The organism is Mycoplasma sp. 246B (genome assembly GCF_054353935.1).
On record NZ_JBTHHM010000004.1, the window covers coordinates 18,051 to 38,584 of the forward strand.

Sequence of the window (20,534 nt, forward strand, 5' to 3'; positions counted from 1 at the left end):
TAAACAAATATAAGGTAAGGTATCAATGAAATCGAAGCAAAAATTATGATTTTTTATTACATCAGGAATATTATTATTTGTCTTAATAATTGTCCTCTTAATAGTCTTTATTAAATTGCAACCACAAAAATGACATCTTATTTTAATAGTTATTGCTCTTTTCTTTTCTTTAATCTTAATTACTTTGATTTTATATTTTGCAATTATTAACTTTGCAAAATCACGTGAACTAGTAAAGCATTCCTTTAATCGTTTTGTTGAAAAAATAATGACTAATAACTCAATTGGTTTAATTATTTATGATACCTCTGCTGAAGTAATTTGGATTAGTGAATTTATTAAAAATAACTTTCATAATGATTTCATTGGACTAAAAATTACAGATGCAATCGAAAAAATTGATGCAAGTGTTAAAGGTAAAATTAAATATAATAATCCAGAAAATATAATTTTACAAAACAATAATAATTATTATGAAGCACAATTTTGACCATTAGATAACACAGTTGTAATACGAGATACCACTATTAAAACATTATACAAAAAAGAACTACACGAACAAAAACCAGTTATCGGTGAATTGGAAATAGATAACTACAGCCACTACCAATCAGTTTTCTCTGAAGAACAACTTTTTAAAATTAATAAAGTTATTATTGATGCATTAAACGAATCGGTCGAAAAATATAATTTAATTTATCGTCAATATACAAATGGTAAATTTATTATTCTGACTAATGAATTATCTTTAACAAAACTTAAAGAAACAAATTTTGAAATTTTTACTAAAATCAATGATCGACTTATTGATAAAGAAGTTACAAAACTTTCTGTTTCTTTAGGCTTAGCAGTAGGTTGAAGTTCATTAGAAACAAAACTTTCACAAGCAAAAAAAGCACTAGTACAAGCTCAATCACGGGGAGGGGATCAAGTTGCAATCTTCTCTGATATTAGTAAACCACAGTATTTTGGATCATACACCGAAATATTTGCAAATAAAAATCGAACCAGAATTAGTGGTTTAGCACAAATTATCGCAAATAAGCTTAGCGATGATAAAATTAAAAATGTTGTTATTTATGGACATAAATGAGCAGATTTAGATGCAATCGGTTCTGCTTATGGAATATATACAATTGCAAAAGCTTTTCAAAAGGATGCATATATTTCTATTACGACTATGGATAATACAACAAAAAATTTCTTACAAGCAACCAAAAAAAATAATTTATTTATCAAATATACACAAGCAAATAATTTAACATCTGAGGATTCATTGGTTTTCCTAGTAGATAACTCTGACCCTGAAAGAACAGATAACATTGATGCATTAGTTAATACAAATCGTGATAATGTTTTTGTTTTAGATCACCATAGACTAGGGAAAACTATTGATTTTTGTCCAAAAAGCAATCTATATGTAGATACAACTGCATCTAGTGCATCCGAAATAGTCACCGAAATATTAATGTTTTTATCTTATAAAGTTGATGTTAACAAAGAAGTGGCACAGTGGCTTTTAAATGGTATTTATTTGGACACATCACAGTTTTCTAAGTCAGCATCAAAACGCGCTTTTGAAGCGGCTGCATGATTAGAATCGAAAGGTGCTGAACCAAATATTAGTGGTGAACTTTTAAAATATGATGATGAAACAGCAAAAAAAGTAAAAGCATTATTAGAAAACATTCTTGAAATTAAAGATGGATATTATCTTGCTTATTCAAATCAAGAAGCATCCAACGATGTTATTTCGATAGCCGCAAATGAAGTACTAAAAGTGCGTGGTCGTCGTGCTTCATTTGTAGTAGGTAAATTACCTAATTCTAAAAGATATAAATTAAGTGCGCGTGGAATTGATACAAATGTGCAAGTAATCGCTGAAATGGTTGGTGGTGGTGGACACTTTACAACCGCGGCGGCTGAATCTGAAGAAGATTTAGAAACATTCGCAAATAATATAAGACATGCAATTACCGTTGCTGAAAGGACATAATATGAAAATAATTTTATTAAAAGATTGTAAAGATGGTAAAGCTAACACTATCATCGATGTGGCACCCGGATATGGAACAAATTTTTTAATCCGTAAAGGATTAGGTGTTGCATTTAATATTCAAACACAAGCACAATTAGAAAAGAGACTTAATGATTTAGTTGCTAACGAACACGAAAATCGCACCAATGCATTAAGACAAAAAGAAAAACTTGAAGATATTACTTTAAAATTTCAACTAACAGCAAATATTGATGCCAATTCAAGCTTAAATGTACATGGTTCAGTTTCTACAAAAGATGTTGATAAAGAACTCAAGGAACTAGGATTTAAACTTCCGAAGCATTCATTACAAAAAATTCATTTGGTTTCCGAAGGAAGTCACGAAATCGATGCTATCTTATACAAAGACATTGTTGCTAGAATAAAAATTCAAATTATAATCAATGTTAAGAAATAAATTTAAAAAACCTTTTTATAAAAATTTTGAAGATCTGAAAATTAAAGCCTACAATAATACATTATTTGCTGATAAGAGCGTTGAACGTGAAACGCTTGCACTTATTTTAACAGATGATGAAAAGCAACATTTGGGTTGTGATTATTTAGATATTGACGACTTTTTTATTCCTGAGCATAAGCAACTTTTTGACTTAATCAAATACAAACGTAGCAAATCTTCTCCTCATCCTACTTTTTACGGTTACATTGAATTGACTGAAACATTAGAATCTGATGTTTCACTAAGAAATCGTTATTCATTAGTAAATGAAGCCTTATTAAGTTCCCTTTCTACACAATTTAATAATCAATCTAATTTTAATTATAATGTTGAAAAACTAATTGAATTAACCCGTTTACGTGCATTAGAAGTTTTTTATGGGGAAAGTTTACAAGCATTTAAAACTAATAACGAAATTTCTTGGGAAAACTCATTAAATGACTTTGAAACATTTATTCTTACACATAATGAGCGGGGATTAAAAAACAGTTCGTTTATTTCATTAAATGATGCAACAGATAGTTTTATTGAAAAACTTGAACAAATGATTCAAAGTGGTGATGTTGATGCAGCATCAGTTTTTAGTGGTTTTGATGCAATTGATCAATATACCAAAGGATTCAAACCAGGTCAATTTATAGTATTAGGAGCTCGTCCGGGGGTAGGAAAGACTGCATTAGCATTAAACATTGCCAAAAATATTACAAAAGACCCAAACAAATCATGTGCTTTTATTTCACTGGAAATGCCCGTGCATGAATTAGTTTCACGTTTTTATGCATCTATTTCAAATATCGAATTGAATAAATTACAAAACCCTAAATTTTTAAAGCACGATGACTTTATGAAATTACGAAATATCGCTGCTATTACCAAGGAACAGTCTAATTTATATTTTGATGATGTTGCTACAAGCAAAATTCAGGATATCATTTGAAAAATAAAGCAACTGAATAAAGATTTAAATGGTGGTTTAAGTTTTGTAATTGTTGATTATCTGCAACTTGTCAGCAGTGATGGTCATGGTGGTAATCGTAATACTGAAGTTTCTGCTATTTCTCGATCATTAAAAACAATGGCATTAGATCTTAAAATCCCGATTATGGCACTATCACAACTTACTCGTAATGTAGAAAACAGAGAAGATAAACGTCCACAATTAATAGATTTACGCGAATCGGGTAGCATTGAACAAGATGCAGATATTGTTATCTTTTTATCTCGTACTATCTTAGATAAAAAGAAAAATCAAAATAGTAACGATATCACCGATGCATACAAATTAACTGAAGTAACAATCGCAAAAAACCGTAACGGTTCACCTGGTTATGCAGAATTATTATACGAAGGAAGAATTGTTGCTTTTAAGGAACACGAATTTAGAAAGGACGAATAATGGACCCATATTCCACTAGTCAGAATCCTTATATAGGAGTATGATGCATTTTATAGTTTTACCATTTTTACTGCTTCTATTTATTCTATCAGCAATTTATAGTGGTTGCGAAACAGCTTATTCTACTTTTTCAAAAGCAAAAATCTATGAAATGGAAGAAAATAAAGAGCGAGCAAGCAAACTTATTAGCAAGCATACTAAACGTTATAATCGGATTCTGACAACTATTTTAATCGGAAACAACCTAGTTAATGTTATTTCATCAATTCTGACATCGTGATTTTTATCACAACTAATTCCTAATAATAATACTTTATCAATTATTATTTCAACTGCTATTGTAACACCTTTGCTAGTTATTTTTGGTGAAATTACACCGAAATTATTAGCAAAAAAATATCCAAAAAAATACTTACAACTTTTTAGTTGATACATCGATGTATGTTACTGAGTTTTTTGAATTTTAACTTGGCCGATTTCGAAAATTTCAAAACAAGTTTATGTAACAAACTCTGAAGAAGATTTAAAAAATATGATTAACCTTGCCCAAAGCGAAGGTGTGCTACAAACTGGAGAAAGTTTACTTGCTAAAAAAGCATTAGATTTGGATTCTACCAAGGTTTTATCTCATTATATAAAACTTAAGGATGTAACAATACTAAATTATCGGTCAACTGTTTCTGAAGCAAAACAAGTATTTAAAGAAACAAATTATTCAAGGATACCAGTTGTCAAAAAAGATGAATTAATAGGAATAGTATTATTGAAAGATATTTTTGATATCGAAAAAGGTCGGATTGAAAAATATGTAAAATCTGTTCCTTTTGTCTCTGCTAATTCAATATTATCATCCGCCCTAGAGAAAATGCGTGCTGCCCGCGCACATATGGCATTTGTTGTAGAAAATAATAATTCACCTGATATTGTAGGAATTATAACTATTGAAGATATTATTGAAGAAATTATTGGTGAAATTTACGATGAATATGATGATGATGAAGAAATTTATGAAATTTCACTTGAAAAATCAAGAGTAAAGGGTAATGTCGTAATGCACGATCTTTTCAAACAACTTGAGCTTTCTGCTGATTTATTAAATGAAAACGAGAAAGAACTTACTTTATATAAATGATTTTCTCAAAAAATACATCGAGATCGTCTATATAAAAAATCACGTTTTGTTTTAGAAAACAAAGTTGTTTTTAAAGTAATTGAAGCACAAAAAGATGATGAAAAAACATTAATAGAAGTGTCCATTATTTAGCCAGCTTTGCTGGTTTTGTTTTTAATAAATAATTTACACTAAATTAATAGATTAATTTATAATATAAAAACAGAGGTATTTTATGTCAAAATTTATATTTATCACAGGTGGTGTTATTTCAGGGTTAGGCAAAGGTGTTGCGGCAGCATCAATTGGAAACCTGCTCAAAGCAAAAGGTTATAGTATTTTTGTTTTAAAATTAGACCCGTATTTAAATGTTGATCCAGGGGTGATGTCACCATTTGAACACGGTGAAGTTTATGTTACTGAGGATGGTGGAGAAACTGATTTAGACCTAGGACACTATGAAAGATTTATTAATGAAAACTTTTCAAAGGATTCGAATTTTACCAGTGGACGTATATTTCAAAACATTCTTGAAAAAGAGCGCAAAGGTGTTTTTAAAGGTAAAACTGTTCAATATGTCCCGCATGTAACTAATGAAATAATTTCTGTTATAAAAAATATAGAAAAAAAATATAACAGTGATTTTGTTATCATCGAAGTTGGTGGTACTGTTGGTGACATCGAATCAAATCCTTTTATTCATGCTTTATCACAAATGGGTTATTCAAATTCTAACGACACTTTCTTTATCCATGTTACATATGTTCCTTTTTTAAAAACATCAGGTGATTTTAAAACAAAACCTACACAGTTTTCAGTATCAACTTTAAAAGGTTTAGGTGTTAAACCTAATATGATTTTACTACGTTCTGATGATTCGCTTCCAAACGAAATAATCAAAAAAGTTGCATATACTTCTTTATTAACCGATGAATATGTGGTTTCTGTCCCTGATTTATCAAATATTTATGATATTCCTTTATATTTAAATAAAAAAAATGTTGCTTCGAATATCTTAAAATATTTTAATATGCAAGATAATCAGGCAAAATTAGATGATTGAAAAGCATTTGCTCGTAAGGTTGCAGCTAACAAACAAAAATCACTTGTAATAAAAATGCTAGGTAAATATACAAGTTTTTCAGATGCATATAAATCAATTAATGAAGCACTAAAAATTTCTGCAATTGATTTAAAAATAGACATAAACTTAGAATATGTTGATTCAAGCACCCTGAACGAAGAAAATATTAAGCAAGTATTATCAAATGCAGATGGAGTTGTTATCCTTCCCGGTTTTGGTATCCGTGGGTTTGAAGGAAAAGTTTTAGCAGCAAAATACACAAAAGAAGAAAAAATCCCTACTTTCGGGATATGCTTAGGAATGCAGGCTATGACAGTCGCACAGGCACGCAAACAAGGTTTAACCGATGCTACTTCTCGAGAATTTGCACAAGGTGAAAACGAAATTTATGTGCTCGATTTTATTAAAGGGAAAAGTGCTAAAGATAATTTGGGTGGAACCTTGCGTCTTGGTGCTTATGAAACTGTATTTAAGCCTAATTCACTCATTAGTAAATATTATAAATCGGATTCTATTTGAGAGCGTCACCGTCATAGATATGAAGTTAATTCAGCATATATAAATAACATCCAAAGTGATGACTTTATATTTAGTGGTTTTCACCCTACTTTAAAACTTGTGGAGACCTGTGAAGATCCAACCCAAGATTTTTATATCGGGGTGCAATATCACCCAGAATTCACTGCACGACCATTACAACCACATAAATTATTTACTCGCTTTTTGCAAAGTGCAAGTAAATTTAAAGATAAAAATGTATAAAAAAGATGCTTTAGTTGATAAGACTAAAGCATTATATGTACATATATATGGAATTAATTTTTTACAAAATATTTATTACAAAATTACTTTTTTTAAATTATAAGTGATAAAAAGTTTGATAATTGTATAGAAAAAAATATAAGAAGTTGTCTATAGTATATGAAAGGTTTAACTATAAACGATTAAAAGCTTAAAAAAATAAAAAATATTATAAATTAAAAATTAAATTAAAATTAAGAATGGTGCACGAGGAGGGACTCGAACCCTCATGCCGTAGAGCACTAGAGCCTAAATCTAGCGTGTCTGCCAATTTCACCACCCGTGCAAGGGTAGTTTTTGTGTAAAAAAACTCGCTTTGGTGCCGTCTATAGGACTCGAACCTACGACCTACTGATTACAAGTCAGTTGCTCTACCAACTGAGCTAAGACGGCATATGGTGGAAGATAAGGGACTCGAACCCATGACATTCGCCTTGTAAGGGCGACGCTCTCCCAACTGAGCTAATCTTCCAAAATGGCAGTCTGTACGGGAATCGAACCCGTGCATGCATGGATGAAAACCATGTGTGTTAACCGCTTCACCAACAGACCATAAATGGCGCCGATTATTGGGATTGAACCAACGACCAACTGGTTAACAGCCAGCTGCTCTACCGCTGAGCTAAATCGGCATTTGCATTTAATAAATTGCTAACTAATTATAGCACAATCAAAAAATAATCAAAATTTGTTTTTTATTTTTTGTCCAATCCTTTGTGTTTATATATTATAACAATAAAATCATTTTCTTTAAATTTTTGATATAGTAAAACACACATAAAATGTGTGTTTTGATGTTATTATACATTTGAAAAAATTGCTCATAGAATCAACACAATAGCAACACCTACAGTTAATCCTATAATCAAAGGTCAAATTAGTCTTACATTTGCTAATTTATTTTTTTTATTTACTTTTTGAATTTCTTGTTTTTCCATAATTTATCCTTGTTTAAATATTATACATTATTTTTGGATAAATACATTTGAAAGAAATTTTTTTGTTTCCTTCTTATTTGCTAATCACTTACTAGTAACAGTCGCCATTGATGCTGCACCTGCTAATAAAAAAGCATTTTCGCTATTTTTATTCTTTAAATAACTTGCAGCAAATATTGAAATCATTGTATCACCTGTACCAGTTGCAGAAACTAAGTCAACCTTTTGATTAATTTTTAGAGTATAAAAATTTTGTTTTGAATCTAATAAATATGCACCTTTTTCACCATTTGATACTATTACATTTTCGGCACCTAAATTTTGTAATTGTTGCATAGAATGTTTTATATCATGAACTGAATCCGATAAACTAGCAAATATCATCTTTAATTCATATATATTGGGTTTAATTAAAAATGGTTTAAATTGCAAAAAATTAATAAAATTTGAACTCTCTATATCCAAAACAACCTTTATATTCTTTGAAGAAACAAATTCGAGTATCCTCAATAACAGTTCTTCATCTGCTTTACCCATAAGCATTAAAACATCATCCTTAGTAATTTTATCAAGTTCTTTAAATAACTTGTTTTCTTTGTCTGCATTAATCAATGTTTTTGGTCCGTTGAGTTCAAAATCAGTTGTTTTTCCATAGTATTTAATATTAATGCGAGTTTTTTGTTCTGTTGCTATATTTAAAACATCAAGTTTTTCTTTTGAAAAAGTATCTTTTTGGAACATATCAAAAGTTTGTGAGTCAAAAAATGTTATTGCTTTATTATCAAAACCGTGTCTTTTTAATACTACTGATGCATTTAAACCCTTACCACCAGGTAAAAGTTCGAATTCACCATAACGGTTCACTTTCTTTAAATCAAAATTTTCAGATGTAATGAATAAATCTATTGAAGGTGATAATGTAAGTGTATAAATCATTAATTTACCTGTGGTTTTTTAGGGAATTTTTTATTAATATAACTTGCAAGTCAAATAGTACCAGCTGATGCGAATGAACCAGCGATTAATGCTAATAAGAAAAATACTATACCTAATCCTATTGATAAACCAATATTATTACCAAACAATGATGAACGTGCTAAGAAGATAACGAAGATTCCACCGTGTGGAGCAATTATATTAACTCCGAGAGCTGCTGTAATTAAACCAGCAACAACTCCACCGACAATATTTGCAGGAATCATAACCTTTGGATTTTTTGCTGTATACGGAATTGCTCCTTCTGAAATAAACGACAATCCAAAGAGAATGCTTGATCATTTACCTGCATCACGATCTTCTTTTGATCATAATTTCTTGGTAAGAAACATTGACACTGATATTCCAAGTGGAGGCACCATTCCGGCAGCCATAGCGGCAGCCATTGGTATAGAACTTGTTCCTCCAGAAATTGATAATACCCCGAAAATATATGCAGCTTTATTTATTGGCCCACCTAAATCAACAGCCATCATTGCTCCAATGATAATTCCTAATAATCAAGCTAAATATGGTTTGCTTTCAAATAATTTTAAGAATAAATATAATCCCAAGTTAATGTAAATTAAAACTATATTTACACCTCAAAAGATAATTGAAATAGCAAATGTTGAAATTAAAGGCATAAATAAGATGTTCTTAATCCCTTTCATGCTTTCTGGTAATTTACCAAAGACATATTTAGCAAAAACAATTACCATTGCAGCAGCAAAGAATGCACCTAATATTCCACCAATGAATCCGGACCCTGTTTCAAGCACTTTATCTGCATCTGCGCCTGCTGCTTTAATACTTTCACCTAAGAATCCGTATGTTTTAGCAAGTTGCCCACTTGCTATTGCTCCAACTACAAATCCAGGTAGCAATCCTTGACGACCTACAATTGAAAAAGTTATATATGCAGTTAAAATAGGAACTGCCAAACCAAGCCCAATTTTACCAATTTGGAAAATAATATTTGATACTGGTGCATTAAATCCGAAACTTGATAAAAATTCTTTTGAATCAACATTAGTTCCATTTGATGAGCCAATAATTAAGTCAATAATGAATGCAATCGCAAGCATAATACCACCAAAAATAATAAATGGTAGCATATGAGAAATCCCAGACATCAATGAACGATACATTTTTTTAGCAAATCCATCAAAAGTCATTGCTGCTTCAGTTTGGTTGCTTGGTGCATTTATTCCTTGTAATTTATTTCCTTGCTTATCAAGTATCTTCTTAATTTGTTGCTCTGGTTTATGAATAGCTTTTTGAGTTGATATTTCGATAACATTATCACTATTAGCAAATCTTGATTTTTCAATTTCGCGATCTACTGCTAAAATCACACCTTTAGCATTTTTGATATCATCATCAGTTAGTTTATTATCAATCCCATCAGCTCCTTGTGTTTCAATTTTAATTTTTACATTCATTTGCTTAGCTTGCTCATATAATTTTTCTTTAGCCATAAATGTATGTGCAATTCCAGTTGGACAAGCTGTAACAGCGACAATATCGTAAATATCATTATCTGATTTTGTATCAGTTTGTACATTTTCAAAACTATCAATTAGGTTTAAAAATTCATCTGCAGTCTTTATTTGTTCTAGTTTATTTATAAAATCTGCTTTAATTAACAAACTTGATAAATTAGCCATAATTTGCATATGTTCGCTTGAACGATCATTTTTAGATAAAACTATTCCAAAAATATATTTGATATTTTGATTATCAATAGAATCTCAATTGAAATCTGAGGTTCTTATAAAAACAAGGGTATTTTTTAAAACAATATCATCTCCTATATGTGGCATTGCGATATGGTCACCTATACCTGTGGATGCTTGATTTTCGCGTTCTTTAAATAATGCTAATGCTTTATCTTTATCCGATACATATCCTTTTTGATAAAGTTCATTTGATAAAAATTCTAATGCTGCATCCTTATTAGCAAAACTTTGATCAAAAAAGATAGTATCTTTTTGTTCGAATAATTTTGTGATTTTCATTTTTCTCCTTTCTTTTTTGTGTATTAAATAATAACAAAAAAGCAAAAAGATGTAATTAATTATTCAAAAATTTGGTGTTTTAACTTATTAGCAAATTTATTTTGTTATATAATTAACAAGTTATAAATAAAGGTATATAAATCGTATATTTACTTTTATATCTATATCATAGACTTAAAAGTAGAATATATAATTTTGTTATTTTTATAATAAATTAATTTTATACCTTTAAATTTATAATAAATAAAGTGTATTTATAAGGAGAAACTATGAAAAAACCAATCTTAACACAAGAGCAACAACTTGATATTCTAAAGCAACAAATGCAATTCTTTATAGATTATATTTTAAGAAGCGAGTTATATAGTTATATTAAAAATAATCGGAAAATCCAGGTATCAAAAAATTTTAATTCCAAAAATGGTTTTTACGAGCGTACCCTGAATACACAAATAGGTAAAATAAAAATTTATCATCCTAGACTAAGAACAACTAGGTTTGTTTCAGTTTTTATCCAAAAATATAATCGCGAAAGTCCTGCTTTTTTACCTAATATTTTCTATTCATATGCACACAATGTAAAGAGTTCTGATAAAATAGAATATTTATCTAATATTATGTCTAGTTATGACAAGGAAATTCAAAATAATTTTGCTCATGCTGTTATAAACAATGCCTGCGATTTTATGCAAACACCAATAGAAAAAGTTTGTGATTCGCTTTATTTAAATAAAATAAATATCAAAAATGACTTTGATGATAAATTTAATGAATATTACTATTTAATTACTGAGAACTCTAATAATCATCAGATTATATGTATTTGATTAAATGATGATAAAAACGAAAACTACTGAACAGTAGTACTAAACGACTTAAAACAACGAGGTTTACAAAGAATTAAACATATTTACAGCAATAATCATAGATTCAATAATGAAGCTGTAAATATCTTTGGAAAAGTTGTTGTCCATAATAATTTAGAATAATAAACTACCTAACTACCTAGGTAGTTTATTATTCTAACATCTTTAATAAAGTGTTTTTAAAATTCTGTGAAAGGGTTTGACTAAAATTAAAGAATTCTACTTTTCAGTTCATCTTATTAAGCAAATTATCTTGATTCTTTCAAAATGGCCCATCTGTTATCAAGATAAAATTTACTCCTTTGCTAACTAATTCATTTTTTCTATTTATATAACTATCTATAATCTCAATTGGTTTGGAACCAGAATTTAAGAAGAAATTAACTTCAATATTTAAAATTTTTTCATTTTTAATGAGCATAAAATCACCTATTTTATGTAAAGATTTTATGCTATTTATCTTTTTAAAATTCTGCTGTGAAAACAAATGAATATTATATTTTAAACATATCTTTTTTAGTTGTTGATAACATCTTGCTTCAAATCAATTTCCACTTCTATTTTTTCTACCATTAGAATCTAAACCGACTAAAATACCTGTAACATAGTCAAAAACAGAAAATCTAAGTATATTTACAAAAAGATTTTTTAATCCTGTTTTGTTAAACAATTCAAGGTATTCATCTATTTTGCTGTCTGTTAATGTTATCTTTTCATTAAAACTATATTCTTTTATAAAATCAAAATCATCTATAATTTTAAAAACCTTGTTTTTGGAAAGTTGTTCTCTTTCATTTTTGCTTAATGCTAATAAAAGTGGAAAAACTGAAATGATGTTTGGATTAGTATTTAAAAGTTGCTTAAAAACTTCATTGAAATTAGGGTTTTGAATTAAAACATCCATTTTTTTTAACAAATCCTTATACTTATCTATTTGTAAAACATTATCTCAATTTGTAAAAAATAAAAAATTTCTGTTAGTCACTAACAAACTGCTTTTAAACTCTTCAATATTAGTCATATTAATAATTAGTAATAATAATTTCTTCCCCTGTTCTTTTATTTTTATCCCTGTTTATCGTTCTTTTAACAACTATTACCTCCTTGTTAAATCCTTTATATAACTGATTTATTAAGGGTGTATTATGATTTGTAATCATAAACAGACATCCTTTTTTATCTAATTTTTTAACTTCTTCTGAAAGTCGAATATGATCATCTTTGGTGAATCCTGTTTTATTATATGCTACAAATATTGCATCGCCTACTACATCATAAGGACTATCAATAAAAATAAAATCTCCCTTTTTTGCTTCATTTAATACTTCTGCAAAATCATGATTCATTATTTTTATCTTTCGATTTAAAAATAATGAAACATTTTTAATGTTTTCTTCGCTAAAAGATGGGTGGTTTTGATTTCCGTTGAATGGAACATTAAATTGTCCTTTGGAATTAACCCTATATAAGCCGTTAAAGCAGCGTTTGTTTATATATACAAACATAGCTGCAAGTTGCATATCATATTCATTTTTAAGCAATTTCTGGTTATATTTTGCTCTTATGTAATAATAATCTTCTTTACTGGTATATTTTTGATCATATTTGCTTAATTGATTAATAAATAACTTGTAATTGTCTTTGATGTTTTTATAAACATTAATTAATGCAGTATTAATATCATTGATAAAATATTCTTTTGCTTCAATTGTAAATAATACAGCACCACCTCCTACAAAGGGTTCAAAATAACGATTTATATTTTTTGGTAGTTTTTGCTTTATTTTATTTAATATTTGTCTTTTTCCGCCTGCTCATTTTACAAAAGGGGATATTTTTAGAGAATCCATAATTTAATTTTATTATATTTACTCACATCACATCTTAAATTTAAAAAATTTATGATGTGATGTAAAAACATCCCAATAGAGATGTTTTTTATTATTACAATCCTAATTCTTCATCTGTTGGAATTTGCAGATTTGAACCTACATATTGGAATATTTCTGGACTTTGTTTGATGTATTTACCTTCTAAAATCCGTATTACACTATCGACAGTATCTTCTAAGGAAACATATTGACCTGGTGCTTTAGTAAAGTGTTCAGTCATAAAGAAATTTTGGGTAAAGAAGTTTTCAAGTTGTAAGGCTTTTTTAACAATTGTCTTAGATTCTTCATCTAGTTCATCAAAACCAAGAATTAAAATAACATCTTCTAAGTCTTTATATGCTTTCAAAATTCTTTTGGTTTCTATAATTGCATCAAAATGTTTTTTACCAAGTAATTTTTCATCAACTGAGTTAGATTGTGAAGCGAGTGGGTCAAAAGCAGGGAAAATATTTTTGGCTGATTGCACACGTGAAAGCACTAAACTTCCATCAAGGTGGTTAAATACAGCAACTGCTGATGGATCAGATAAATCATCCATAGGTAAGAACATTGTTTGAAACGATGTGATTGAACCATTTTCGTTTTTATATAAACGATCTTGGATATTAGCAACATCTGATTCTAAGGTTGATTGGTATCCACCAACTGATGGTTTTTTACCTAAGGTTGCACTAGTTTCGTTTTCAGCTTGTAAAAAACGGTAAATATTATCAATAAATAACAGCACATCCTGATGTTCAACATCTCTTAAGTATTCTGTAGCAGTTACCCCGATTGGAACAATTGACATACGAGCACCTGGTGATTCGTTCATTTTTGAAATATACATTGCAGAACGATCCATTAAGTTTGAACTTTCAAGTTCATTAAATAATTCGATGGCTTCACGAGAACGTTCTCCCGAACCGATGAAAACATTTGATGTATTAGCACTGTTTTTGTTAACATTAAAGATAATTTCTTTCATTAACACAGTTTTACCAACTCCAGCACCCCCAAAAATACCTAATTTATATCCTTTGATAATCGGGATAAAGAAGTCAATTGCTTTAATTCCTGTTTCAACAAGTTCAATTTCATTATGTAAATAACGATTTGGATTAATTGTTGAATCCATTTCAATGTATTTTGGATGGGTATCACGATCTAATAAAGGTTGTCCACGGAATGAATAAATGTTATTTAATGATTGCAATCCAACTGGAACCATAAAACTTTGTTTAGTATTAATTACAGCATCATCGATCGATATTTCTTGAGAGTTATAAATTATAATAGCACGAATAGTAGTATCATTTAGTACTCTTTTTACTAGCAGATAGGTTTTTCCATCATGTAAAGTAAGCAGTTGATTTACTTTTGGAAGATTGTCTTTATCAAATTCTACTTCTATAACATCTGAAAATAAATTAATAATTTTTCCTGGCATTATCTATCTCCTAATTCTCTAGCAACTTGTTCTAATATCGCAGGTTGGATTTTGAATAAATCATCTGTTTCAATTTCTCAATTTAAATTATATGTATCTGAATATTGTTTCAATGCATTAGCAAAAAATGATTTATGTAAATTATCATCGTAGTTTTCACCACTCATTACAGTATTATATGAATTACGCGCTTGCTCATCAACTTGAATTAATTTATCAATAAAAGCGATTGCTTTTTGTTCATCTTTAACACCTTTTAAAATAGTTCAACTGATTAACTTTGATGAGAACAAAATAAGATCTTGGGTATGTAACGAAAATCCTCTTTGGGTAAACATCTTATCAATCATTTTTCCTTTATAAATTAATAACGAAGTTTCTTTATTAAAATCATAATCTAGCATCGCAAGCTTTAAATGACGTTTATATTCTTTATATGCTTTACCAATTTCAGCAGCAACCTTAGTAACAAGTCTACTTTGCACACTTGAACCAGTTCTGGATACTGATAAGTTAATGTTTATTGCTGGTAATACCCCTTGTGAGAATAAATCAGCACTTGTAACAACTTGTCCATCGGTAATTGAGATAATATTTGAAGCAATTAACGATGTAATATCACCATCAACAGTTTGCAGAATTGGTAATGCTGTAATAGTTTTACGACCTACAAACGAACCAGCTCTTTCGAGTAGTTGTGAATGTGAAAAGAATGTATCTCCAGGCATCGCTTCTTTTCCTACTGGTCGATCTGTTAATAAAGCAATTTCACGGATAATATTAGCATGCTTGGTTAAATCATCAAAAACAATTAATACATCATCTTCATAAGAAATATTTTCAGCATGTGCCATACCGATATATGGTGCTAAATATTGTTCATATGCACTTGTTGATGGTGCATCAATTATTATAGTATTTTCTAAAGCATCATATTCTGCTAAGGTATTATAAATTCTGGTAATAGCTTCGCGTTTTTGTCCGATCGCTACATAAACACATTTTACCCCGTTGCGAGCTTGGTTAATAATCGCATTTAACGCAATATGAGTTTTTCCGGTTTGACGATCACCGATGATTAATTCACGTTGTCCTTTACCAATTGGGATTAATAAATCGATTGCTACAATACCGGTAAATAATTGTTCGTTTAAGGTTTTAACGGTGGTTAAATCATGTGCTAGTTCAAAGATTTTTGCTCCGAGTGGAGTAGGTTTATATGTGTTTTCTGCAGTTGGTAAAATCACATTCCCTTCGATGTCAATAACCTTACCAAAATAATTTTGAAAAGTATCAATTCTTGCTTCATCGTTTTCTAAAACAACTTCTGAATTAATCCGTAATTGTGCATTTTTGGTATTAGCAATCAAAAAGGCACGGGTTTTGCTTGCATTGATTAACATAAGTTTTATCTTAGGATTTTCCTTAAGGTGATAAAACTGTCTCTGTTTATAAGGGAATTCACCAGATACTTCAACTATGTAATCAAAAATTGATGTAATTTTTGGGTTATTCATATTAAATTCCTTTCAATCCTATTCCTAAAAATACTGAACCGATAGCTAGGAATAGAATAATTGCTACGATTGCGATAATGTAAATAGTTTTAAGTTGATTATTTCTTTTAAGTCTATTAATAATAGCTCCAACAGAATTCAATGCAACTAAAATGCTTCCTGTGGCTAAAAATAATATTCCTAAAATTGTTAACAGATTATTATCAGTTTGTTTAAACTTTTGTAATTGACTATCAATTAATTGATAGTGTTGTTGATATGAATCAATTGTTTTTTGACTTTCTTTATCTGCATCACTTTGATCTTCTTCGGGTGGTGTAGGCGGTAGTTTATTAGCAATAATTAACTGTTTAAGTGCTAACATACCAGGACCAATTTCTTTTACTAAATTAACATAATTATCATATCAAGTGATAATATTAAATGTAGGTTGTTGTGATTGTGAATATTGTAATAATTTGTTAATGTTAACTTCTGTCTGTTTAATAAAATCATTAAATATTTTGGTATTTGCTTTAATTTGTTTAAAGTTTTCTTCAACTGTTTTTCTTACTTGGTCATTTTTTAAAGCAAGAAGAATAAAAGTTAATTCATCTTTATATGCTTGTGCAAGGTGAGAAAAATATGGACCATTATATCTTTTCGATTCAACTGATGAACCTTTAAGATTTCTAAATAAAAATCCCATAACTGCCTCAGAAGATGTTTTTATTGATTGTGCATTTACTTTGTCATAATCTGGAGTATTTATAACTGTAAATTTTGGATCATTTAATAATGTTTCACGTTGGATGTTGAATGGTTTTTCGGTTGCTGTAAATTGCGCCCCGTAAGCTACCATACTAAAAATTGCTGTTCTAACATCTTTTAAGAAATTTAATTTATCATAGTCTAAATAGAATGTTTTAGTTACTTCATTGTCACCGTCTTTAACTGTATCTTCGTATTCAATACCTACTGCTTTATATAAATCTTCGAATTTTTCTTTTAGTGCTTTTATTTCACCTTGATATAAGAAATTGAATCTCTTGTGAGTTTCATCATCAGTGGTATCAAGGTATTTATATTTTGTAGAACTTGGAGCATCTTTATCAGCATCTGTTTTATTTGCATCCGAATCAACATGTGCAACTTGATATTCACGTTTTAACTTAGGATCTAGTAAGTCCTGAATTTCAATAGTAGGTATTAATGAATTTCTAGCATTATCGGTAGGTTTTTCAAGTTTTACAACTCGATATCTATAACGAATGTTAATCGGATTATCAAAGAAGAATAAACTATCTTTTACTTCTTGTGAAACATTTTGGTCATTGAAAACCCTATATAAATAATCTCCCAAATCTTCTCCATCATTTCTTGCGATAGGCAGATTTTGATCAACAGGGTTATAAAGTTTATAACTGATATTCGGAAATAATGGTGGTAGTTGCAAAATTAATTCTTGAGGATTTATCGGAGGATTTAATGCATCATTGGGTTGTTCAGGTAAATTCGGATTTGTATTCGGTGCAGCCGAATCAGGTGGAGTGACTTGATTGTTTTGTGGGGGCTGTTGCTTAGGTTCTATCTCAATATCTTTGTTAGCTTCTAAGTCAAATGCTGTATATCTTGGTTTGATCTTATTTATAAAGTATTCATCTCAAGTTTTAAATCCTTTAGGTGGTGTAACAGTATATGAATCGGTTTTAGGATCATATACAACTTCAACATCCTTACCGATTTTAGTGATATCATCAGGATTCATAAAGATTTCTGGAATCTTATCTTTTAACTTATTGATATACTTATTTAAAGCTGTATCGAGTTCAGTTTTATTAATGGTATTTTTTTGATCTTTACGTTTTTCATCAATATTAATTTCATTTTGATCATTACCTTCAATAGCCTTCTCATAGTTTGTCGGATCACTTTTACCGACTTTTATATTTGTATAATCCTTACCATTGAACTTAACGGTTGCATAATCATAATATTTATCCCGAGATATTACCTTTGGAAAGATTGCATTCATTCCGTATTTTTCAGGGTTAGCAGCAATATCATCTTTATGATCACTAAAGAATTTAATTAACTTATCTAAGTAAGTTATTTTACTTCGATTTCCACGATAATCATCTTTTGGTTTTTGTTCTTCACTACCTTTTCCTGGTTCTTCCCCAGGATTGGATGGTTGTTGTTGACCACCCTGACTGCCTGGATTTGATGGTTGTTCATTACTTCCTTGATCCCCTGGATTTTGGGTATTTCCACCAGGTTTTGTTTCAGGTGTTGTTGAAGATGGATTTACAGCAGAATCAGCAACTTTTTGTTCTTTATCTCTTTCGTTCTGTAAATATTGAATAAGATTATCTAAAAAAGGTTTTAAGTCTGAATGAAACTTATCATCTGCTTCTGTCCTAAATGTATCAAAATCAGGCGATATATCTCTAGGTTTATTTTGCTTTGGATTGCGAGGATCCTCTGGTGGATTATTTGGATCGCTAGGTGTCCCAGGATTATCTGGAGTACTTGGATTTTCTTCACCATCTGTTTGCTTAATATCTAACTTTGCTTTGTTTTGTGTAGAAAGCGAAATTATAGGTGTCATTGTGGCAGTTGCTAACGAAAGAACATTAAGAATTTTTTTTCATTTTTTACTCATATGTTTCCCTTTCTGTTAAATTCAACAACTGCTTTAATTCTAATTCATATAAATCATTTTTCAAGTCATCTAATAAGATGGTTTCATCAATGCTTAAACCGACAAATCGCAAGGTTTTTAAACGAGATATTTGATATTTAAGTGGATCAAGTTCTTTTTTGTATTTTTGCTTTGTTGCAGCAACTTTGAAAAAATGGATATTAGAAAATGATTTTACTAAGGTTTTATCAGGTTTTGAAACTATATTAACATTCTTTAAAAACATAAAGAAAGTGTTTTTGTTTTGTGGATTAACTAATTTAATTAACATTCTTGGATATGCACCAATAGAGTTATCAGAAACTTTAATTCAAGTATTTTCTTGATAATGATTAATATATAAATCATAATTTTTAATTCTTAATTTCTTATTATCCAAGAAAATCATTTCAATAGGTTTACTCATACTCATTTCGACCTTCTTCAAAAATAGTTTGTTTTTTCTTAGTTAATAAAACAATTTCTTCTATTTGTTTTTCTTGTTTAATGCGATGGATCCGTTTAGTAACTTTAAGAAGTTCTTCATCGAGTTGTTTTACTTTTTTATTAGCAGCAACCAAAGCATTTTTAGCATTATAAAACGATGATTCGATAATTAATGAGTTAATTGCATTTTCGATGAAAATAGTAATTTGATTATCAATAAAACTTTCAATGTTTGGATAAATTTTATAATCTTTAATAACCTTATCAAACTCATTTTCTGGATGAATGTTTAGTAATTTATCAACATCAAAATTTGACATCGGAAGCAATGTAAAAGGTTCTTTATAGTTTTTATTTGAGTTAATAACTAGATGCACATTTTTGTATTCACTATCTAAATATAAAATCTTGGTTAGTTGTGCTAATGTTCTTGCAAGGTTTTTTTCTGCAGAACTTTTAAATGTTTTTATTACATTTAAATTATTACTTTTAGCAAAATTTAATGCACGGTTTCCGATAGTAATAAAATCAACATTTTTACCTTTAATTTTATTTAAAATTGTTTTTTCATAACGAGTATATGAATCGGTTCCATATTTTTGTTCTTCAGTTAAATAAATATACAGTTCTTTTTCTTTAATAAATGATTTTTTTAGATTTCTTAAAAAACTATTATTTTTAACAAATGAAATATCTTCAATAAAACTGTTTTTGATGTTATATTTATTTTTAAGTGCTTGAATTAACTGCACATTTAATAAAGCATTATCAACATAAAAAGCAAGTTTTCGTGTTAGTTTAACAATTGTTATTAATAAAATATTTTTATCATTATTAACTTTGATTTTAATATTTTCAAAGTTTTGTTTTTTCTGAATGATATCTTTTAAATGCATT

General features: G+C 29.0%; 16 protein-coding genes and 5 tRNA genes. 6 read left to right on the forward strand and 15 right to left on the reverse strand.

Annotated elements, in window-relative coordinates:
* Nucleotides 1–25 precede the first annotated feature (25 nt).
* The 5 genes from ACXYRR_RS02430 to ACXYRR_RS02450 all read left to right on the forward strand — a co-directional run bounded on the left by ACXYRR_RS02430 (nucleotide 26) and on the right by ACXYRR_RS02450 (nucleotide 6,851).
* Complete coding sequence (locus ACXYRR_RS02430; protein WP_458597634.1) at nucleotides 26–1,996, forward strand: GGDEF domain-containing protein; 1,971 nt, start codon at nucleotides 26–28, stop codon at nucleotides 1,994–1,996.
* A gap of 1 nt (nucleotide 1,997) precedes the next feature.
* Nucleotides 1,998–2,456, forward strand: coding sequence for a 50S ribosomal protein L9 (gene rplI / locus ACXYRR_RS02435; RefSeq protein WP_458597635.1), 459 nt, complete (start codon nucleotides 1,998–2,000; stop codon nucleotides 2,454–2,456).
* Nucleotides 2,443–3,894, forward strand: coding sequence for a DnaB-like helicase C-terminal domain-containing protein (locus tag ACXYRR_RS02440; RefSeq protein ID WP_458597636.1), 1,452 nt, complete (start codon nucleotides 2,443–2,445; stop codon nucleotides 3,892–3,894). Before rplI ends, ACXYRR_RS02440 begins: the two co-directional genes overlap by 14 nt.
* Nucleotides 3,895–3,937: 43 nt before the next feature.
* Entirely contained in the window at nucleotides 3,938–5,158 is a 1,221-nt protein-coding gene (locus ACXYRR_RS02445; RefSeq protein ID WP_458597637.1) for a CNNM domain-containing protein, read from the forward strand.
* Between the two features lie 82 nt (nucleotides 5,159–5,240).
* Nucleotides 5,241–6,851: a CTP synthase gene (locus ACXYRR_RS02450; RefSeq protein ID WP_458597638.1), complete on the forward strand. Its 1,611-nt coding sequence runs from the start codon at nucleotides 5,241–5,243 to the stop codon at nucleotides 6,849–6,851.
* A 240-nt stretch (nucleotides 6,852–7,091) separates the two neighbouring features.
* Here the strand turns inward: ACXYRR_RS02450 and ACXYRR_RS02455 are convergent.
* The 8 genes from ACXYRR_RS02455 to ACXYRR_RS02490 all read right to left on the reverse strand — a co-directional run bounded on the left by ACXYRR_RS02455 (nucleotide 7,092) and on the right by ACXYRR_RS02490 (nucleotide 10,824).
* Nucleotides 7,092–7,176, reverse strand: a tRNA-Leu gene (locus ACXYRR_RS02455).
* Nucleotides 7,177–7,207: 31 nt separating this feature from the next.
* Nucleotides 7,208–7,283: transfer RNA gene (locus tag ACXYRR_RS02460), tRNA-Thr, on the reverse strand.
* A gap of 3 nt (nucleotides 7,284–7,286) precedes the next feature.
* Nucleotides 7,287–7,362: transfer RNA gene (locus tag ACXYRR_RS02465), tRNA-Val, on the reverse strand.
* A 4-nt stretch (nucleotides 7,363–7,366) separates the two neighbouring features.
* Nucleotides 7,367–7,442, reverse strand: a tRNA-Glu gene (locus ACXYRR_RS02470).
* A 5-nt stretch (nucleotides 7,443–7,447) separates the two neighbouring features.
* Nucleotides 7,448–7,522 (reverse strand) — tRNA-Asn (locus tag ACXYRR_RS02475).
* A 168-nt stretch (nucleotides 7,523–7,690) separates the two neighbouring features.
* Nucleotides 7,691–7,828 (reverse strand): hypothetical protein, encoded by a 138-nt coding sequence (locus ACXYRR_RS02480; RefSeq protein WP_435129979.1) that lies wholly within the window; start codon nucleotides 7,826–7,828, stop codon nucleotides 7,691–7,693.
* Nucleotides 7,829–7,855: 27 nt separating this feature from the next.
* Entirely contained in the window at nucleotides 7,856–8,764 is a 909-nt protein-coding gene (locus ACXYRR_RS02485; RefSeq protein ID WP_458597639.1) for a 1-phosphofructokinase, read from the reverse strand.
* Nucleotides 8,764–10,824 (reverse strand): PTS fructose transporter subunit IIABC, encoded by a 2,061-nt coding sequence (locus ACXYRR_RS02490; RefSeq protein ID WP_458597640.1) that lies wholly within the window; start codon nucleotides 10,822–10,824, stop codon nucleotides 8,764–8,766. The genes ACXYRR_RS02485 and ACXYRR_RS02490 overlap by 1 nt, the downstream gene beginning before the upstream one ends.
* Before the next feature lie 269 nt (nucleotides 10,825–11,093).
* Here ACXYRR_RS02490 and ACXYRR_RS02495 point away from each other — a divergent pair, with 269 nt between their 5' ends.
* Nucleotides 11,094–11,813, forward strand: coding sequence for a transposase (locus ACXYRR_RS02495; protein ID WP_458597641.1), 720 nt, complete (start codon nucleotides 11,094–11,096; stop codon nucleotides 11,811–11,813).
* Nucleotides 11,814–11,841: 28 nt separating this feature from the next.
* On the opposite strand, the gene ACXYRR_RS02500 is transcribed toward ACXYRR_RS02495, so the two are convergent.
* The 7 genes from ACXYRR_RS02500 to ACXYRR_RS02530 form a co-directional block, all read right to left on the reverse strand.
* Nucleotides 11,842–12,711, reverse strand: coding sequence for a DpnII family type II restriction endonuclease (locus ACXYRR_RS02500; protein WP_458597642.1), 870 nt, complete (start codon nucleotides 12,709–12,711; stop codon nucleotides 11,842–11,844).
* A gap of 1 nt (nucleotide 12,712) precedes the next feature.
* Complete coding sequence (locus ACXYRR_RS02505) at nucleotides 12,713–13,540, reverse strand: DNA adenine methylase (RefSeq protein ID WP_458597643.1); 828 nt, start codon at nucleotides 13,538–13,540, stop codon at nucleotides 12,713–12,715.
* Nucleotides 13,541–13,634: 94 nt separating this feature from the next.
* Entirely contained in the window at nucleotides 13,635–15,011 is a 1,377-nt protein-coding gene (locus tag ACXYRR_RS02510) for an MSC_0618 family F1-like ATPase beta subunit (RefSeq protein WP_458597644.1), read from the reverse strand.
* Nucleotides 15,011–16,528 carry an MSC_0619 family F1-like ATPase alpha subunit gene (locus ACXYRR_RS02515; RefSeq protein ID WP_458597645.1) on the reverse strand — a complete coding sequence of 506 codons (1,518 nt, stop codon included), beginning with the start codon at nucleotides 16,526–16,528 and terminating at the stop codon, nucleotides 15,011–15,013. Before ACXYRR_RS02515 ends, ACXYRR_RS02510 begins: the two co-directional genes overlap by 1 nt.
* 1 nt (nucleotide 16,529) lies before the next feature.
* Nucleotides 16,530–19,172, reverse strand: a complete 2,643-nt coding sequence (locus tag ACXYRR_RS02520) for an MSC_0620 family F1-like ATPase-associated subunit (protein WP_458597646.1) — start codon at nucleotides 19,170–19,172, stop codon at nucleotides 16,530–16,532.
* Entirely contained in the window at nucleotides 19,165–19,617 is a 453-nt protein-coding gene (locus ACXYRR_RS02525) for an MSC_0621 family F1-like ATPase epsilon subunit (RefSeq protein ID WP_458597647.1), read from the reverse strand. Before ACXYRR_RS02525 ends, ACXYRR_RS02520 begins: the two co-directional genes overlap by 8 nt.
* A complete protein-coding gene (locus ACXYRR_RS02530) occupies nucleotides 19,610–20,533 on the reverse strand; it encodes an MSC_0622 family F1-like ATPase gamma subunit (RefSeq protein ID WP_458597648.1) in 924 nt (307 codons plus the stop codon). The genes ACXYRR_RS02525 and ACXYRR_RS02530 overlap by 8 nt, the downstream gene beginning before the upstream one ends.
* Between the last annotated feature and the right edge of the window lies 1 nt (nucleotide 20,534).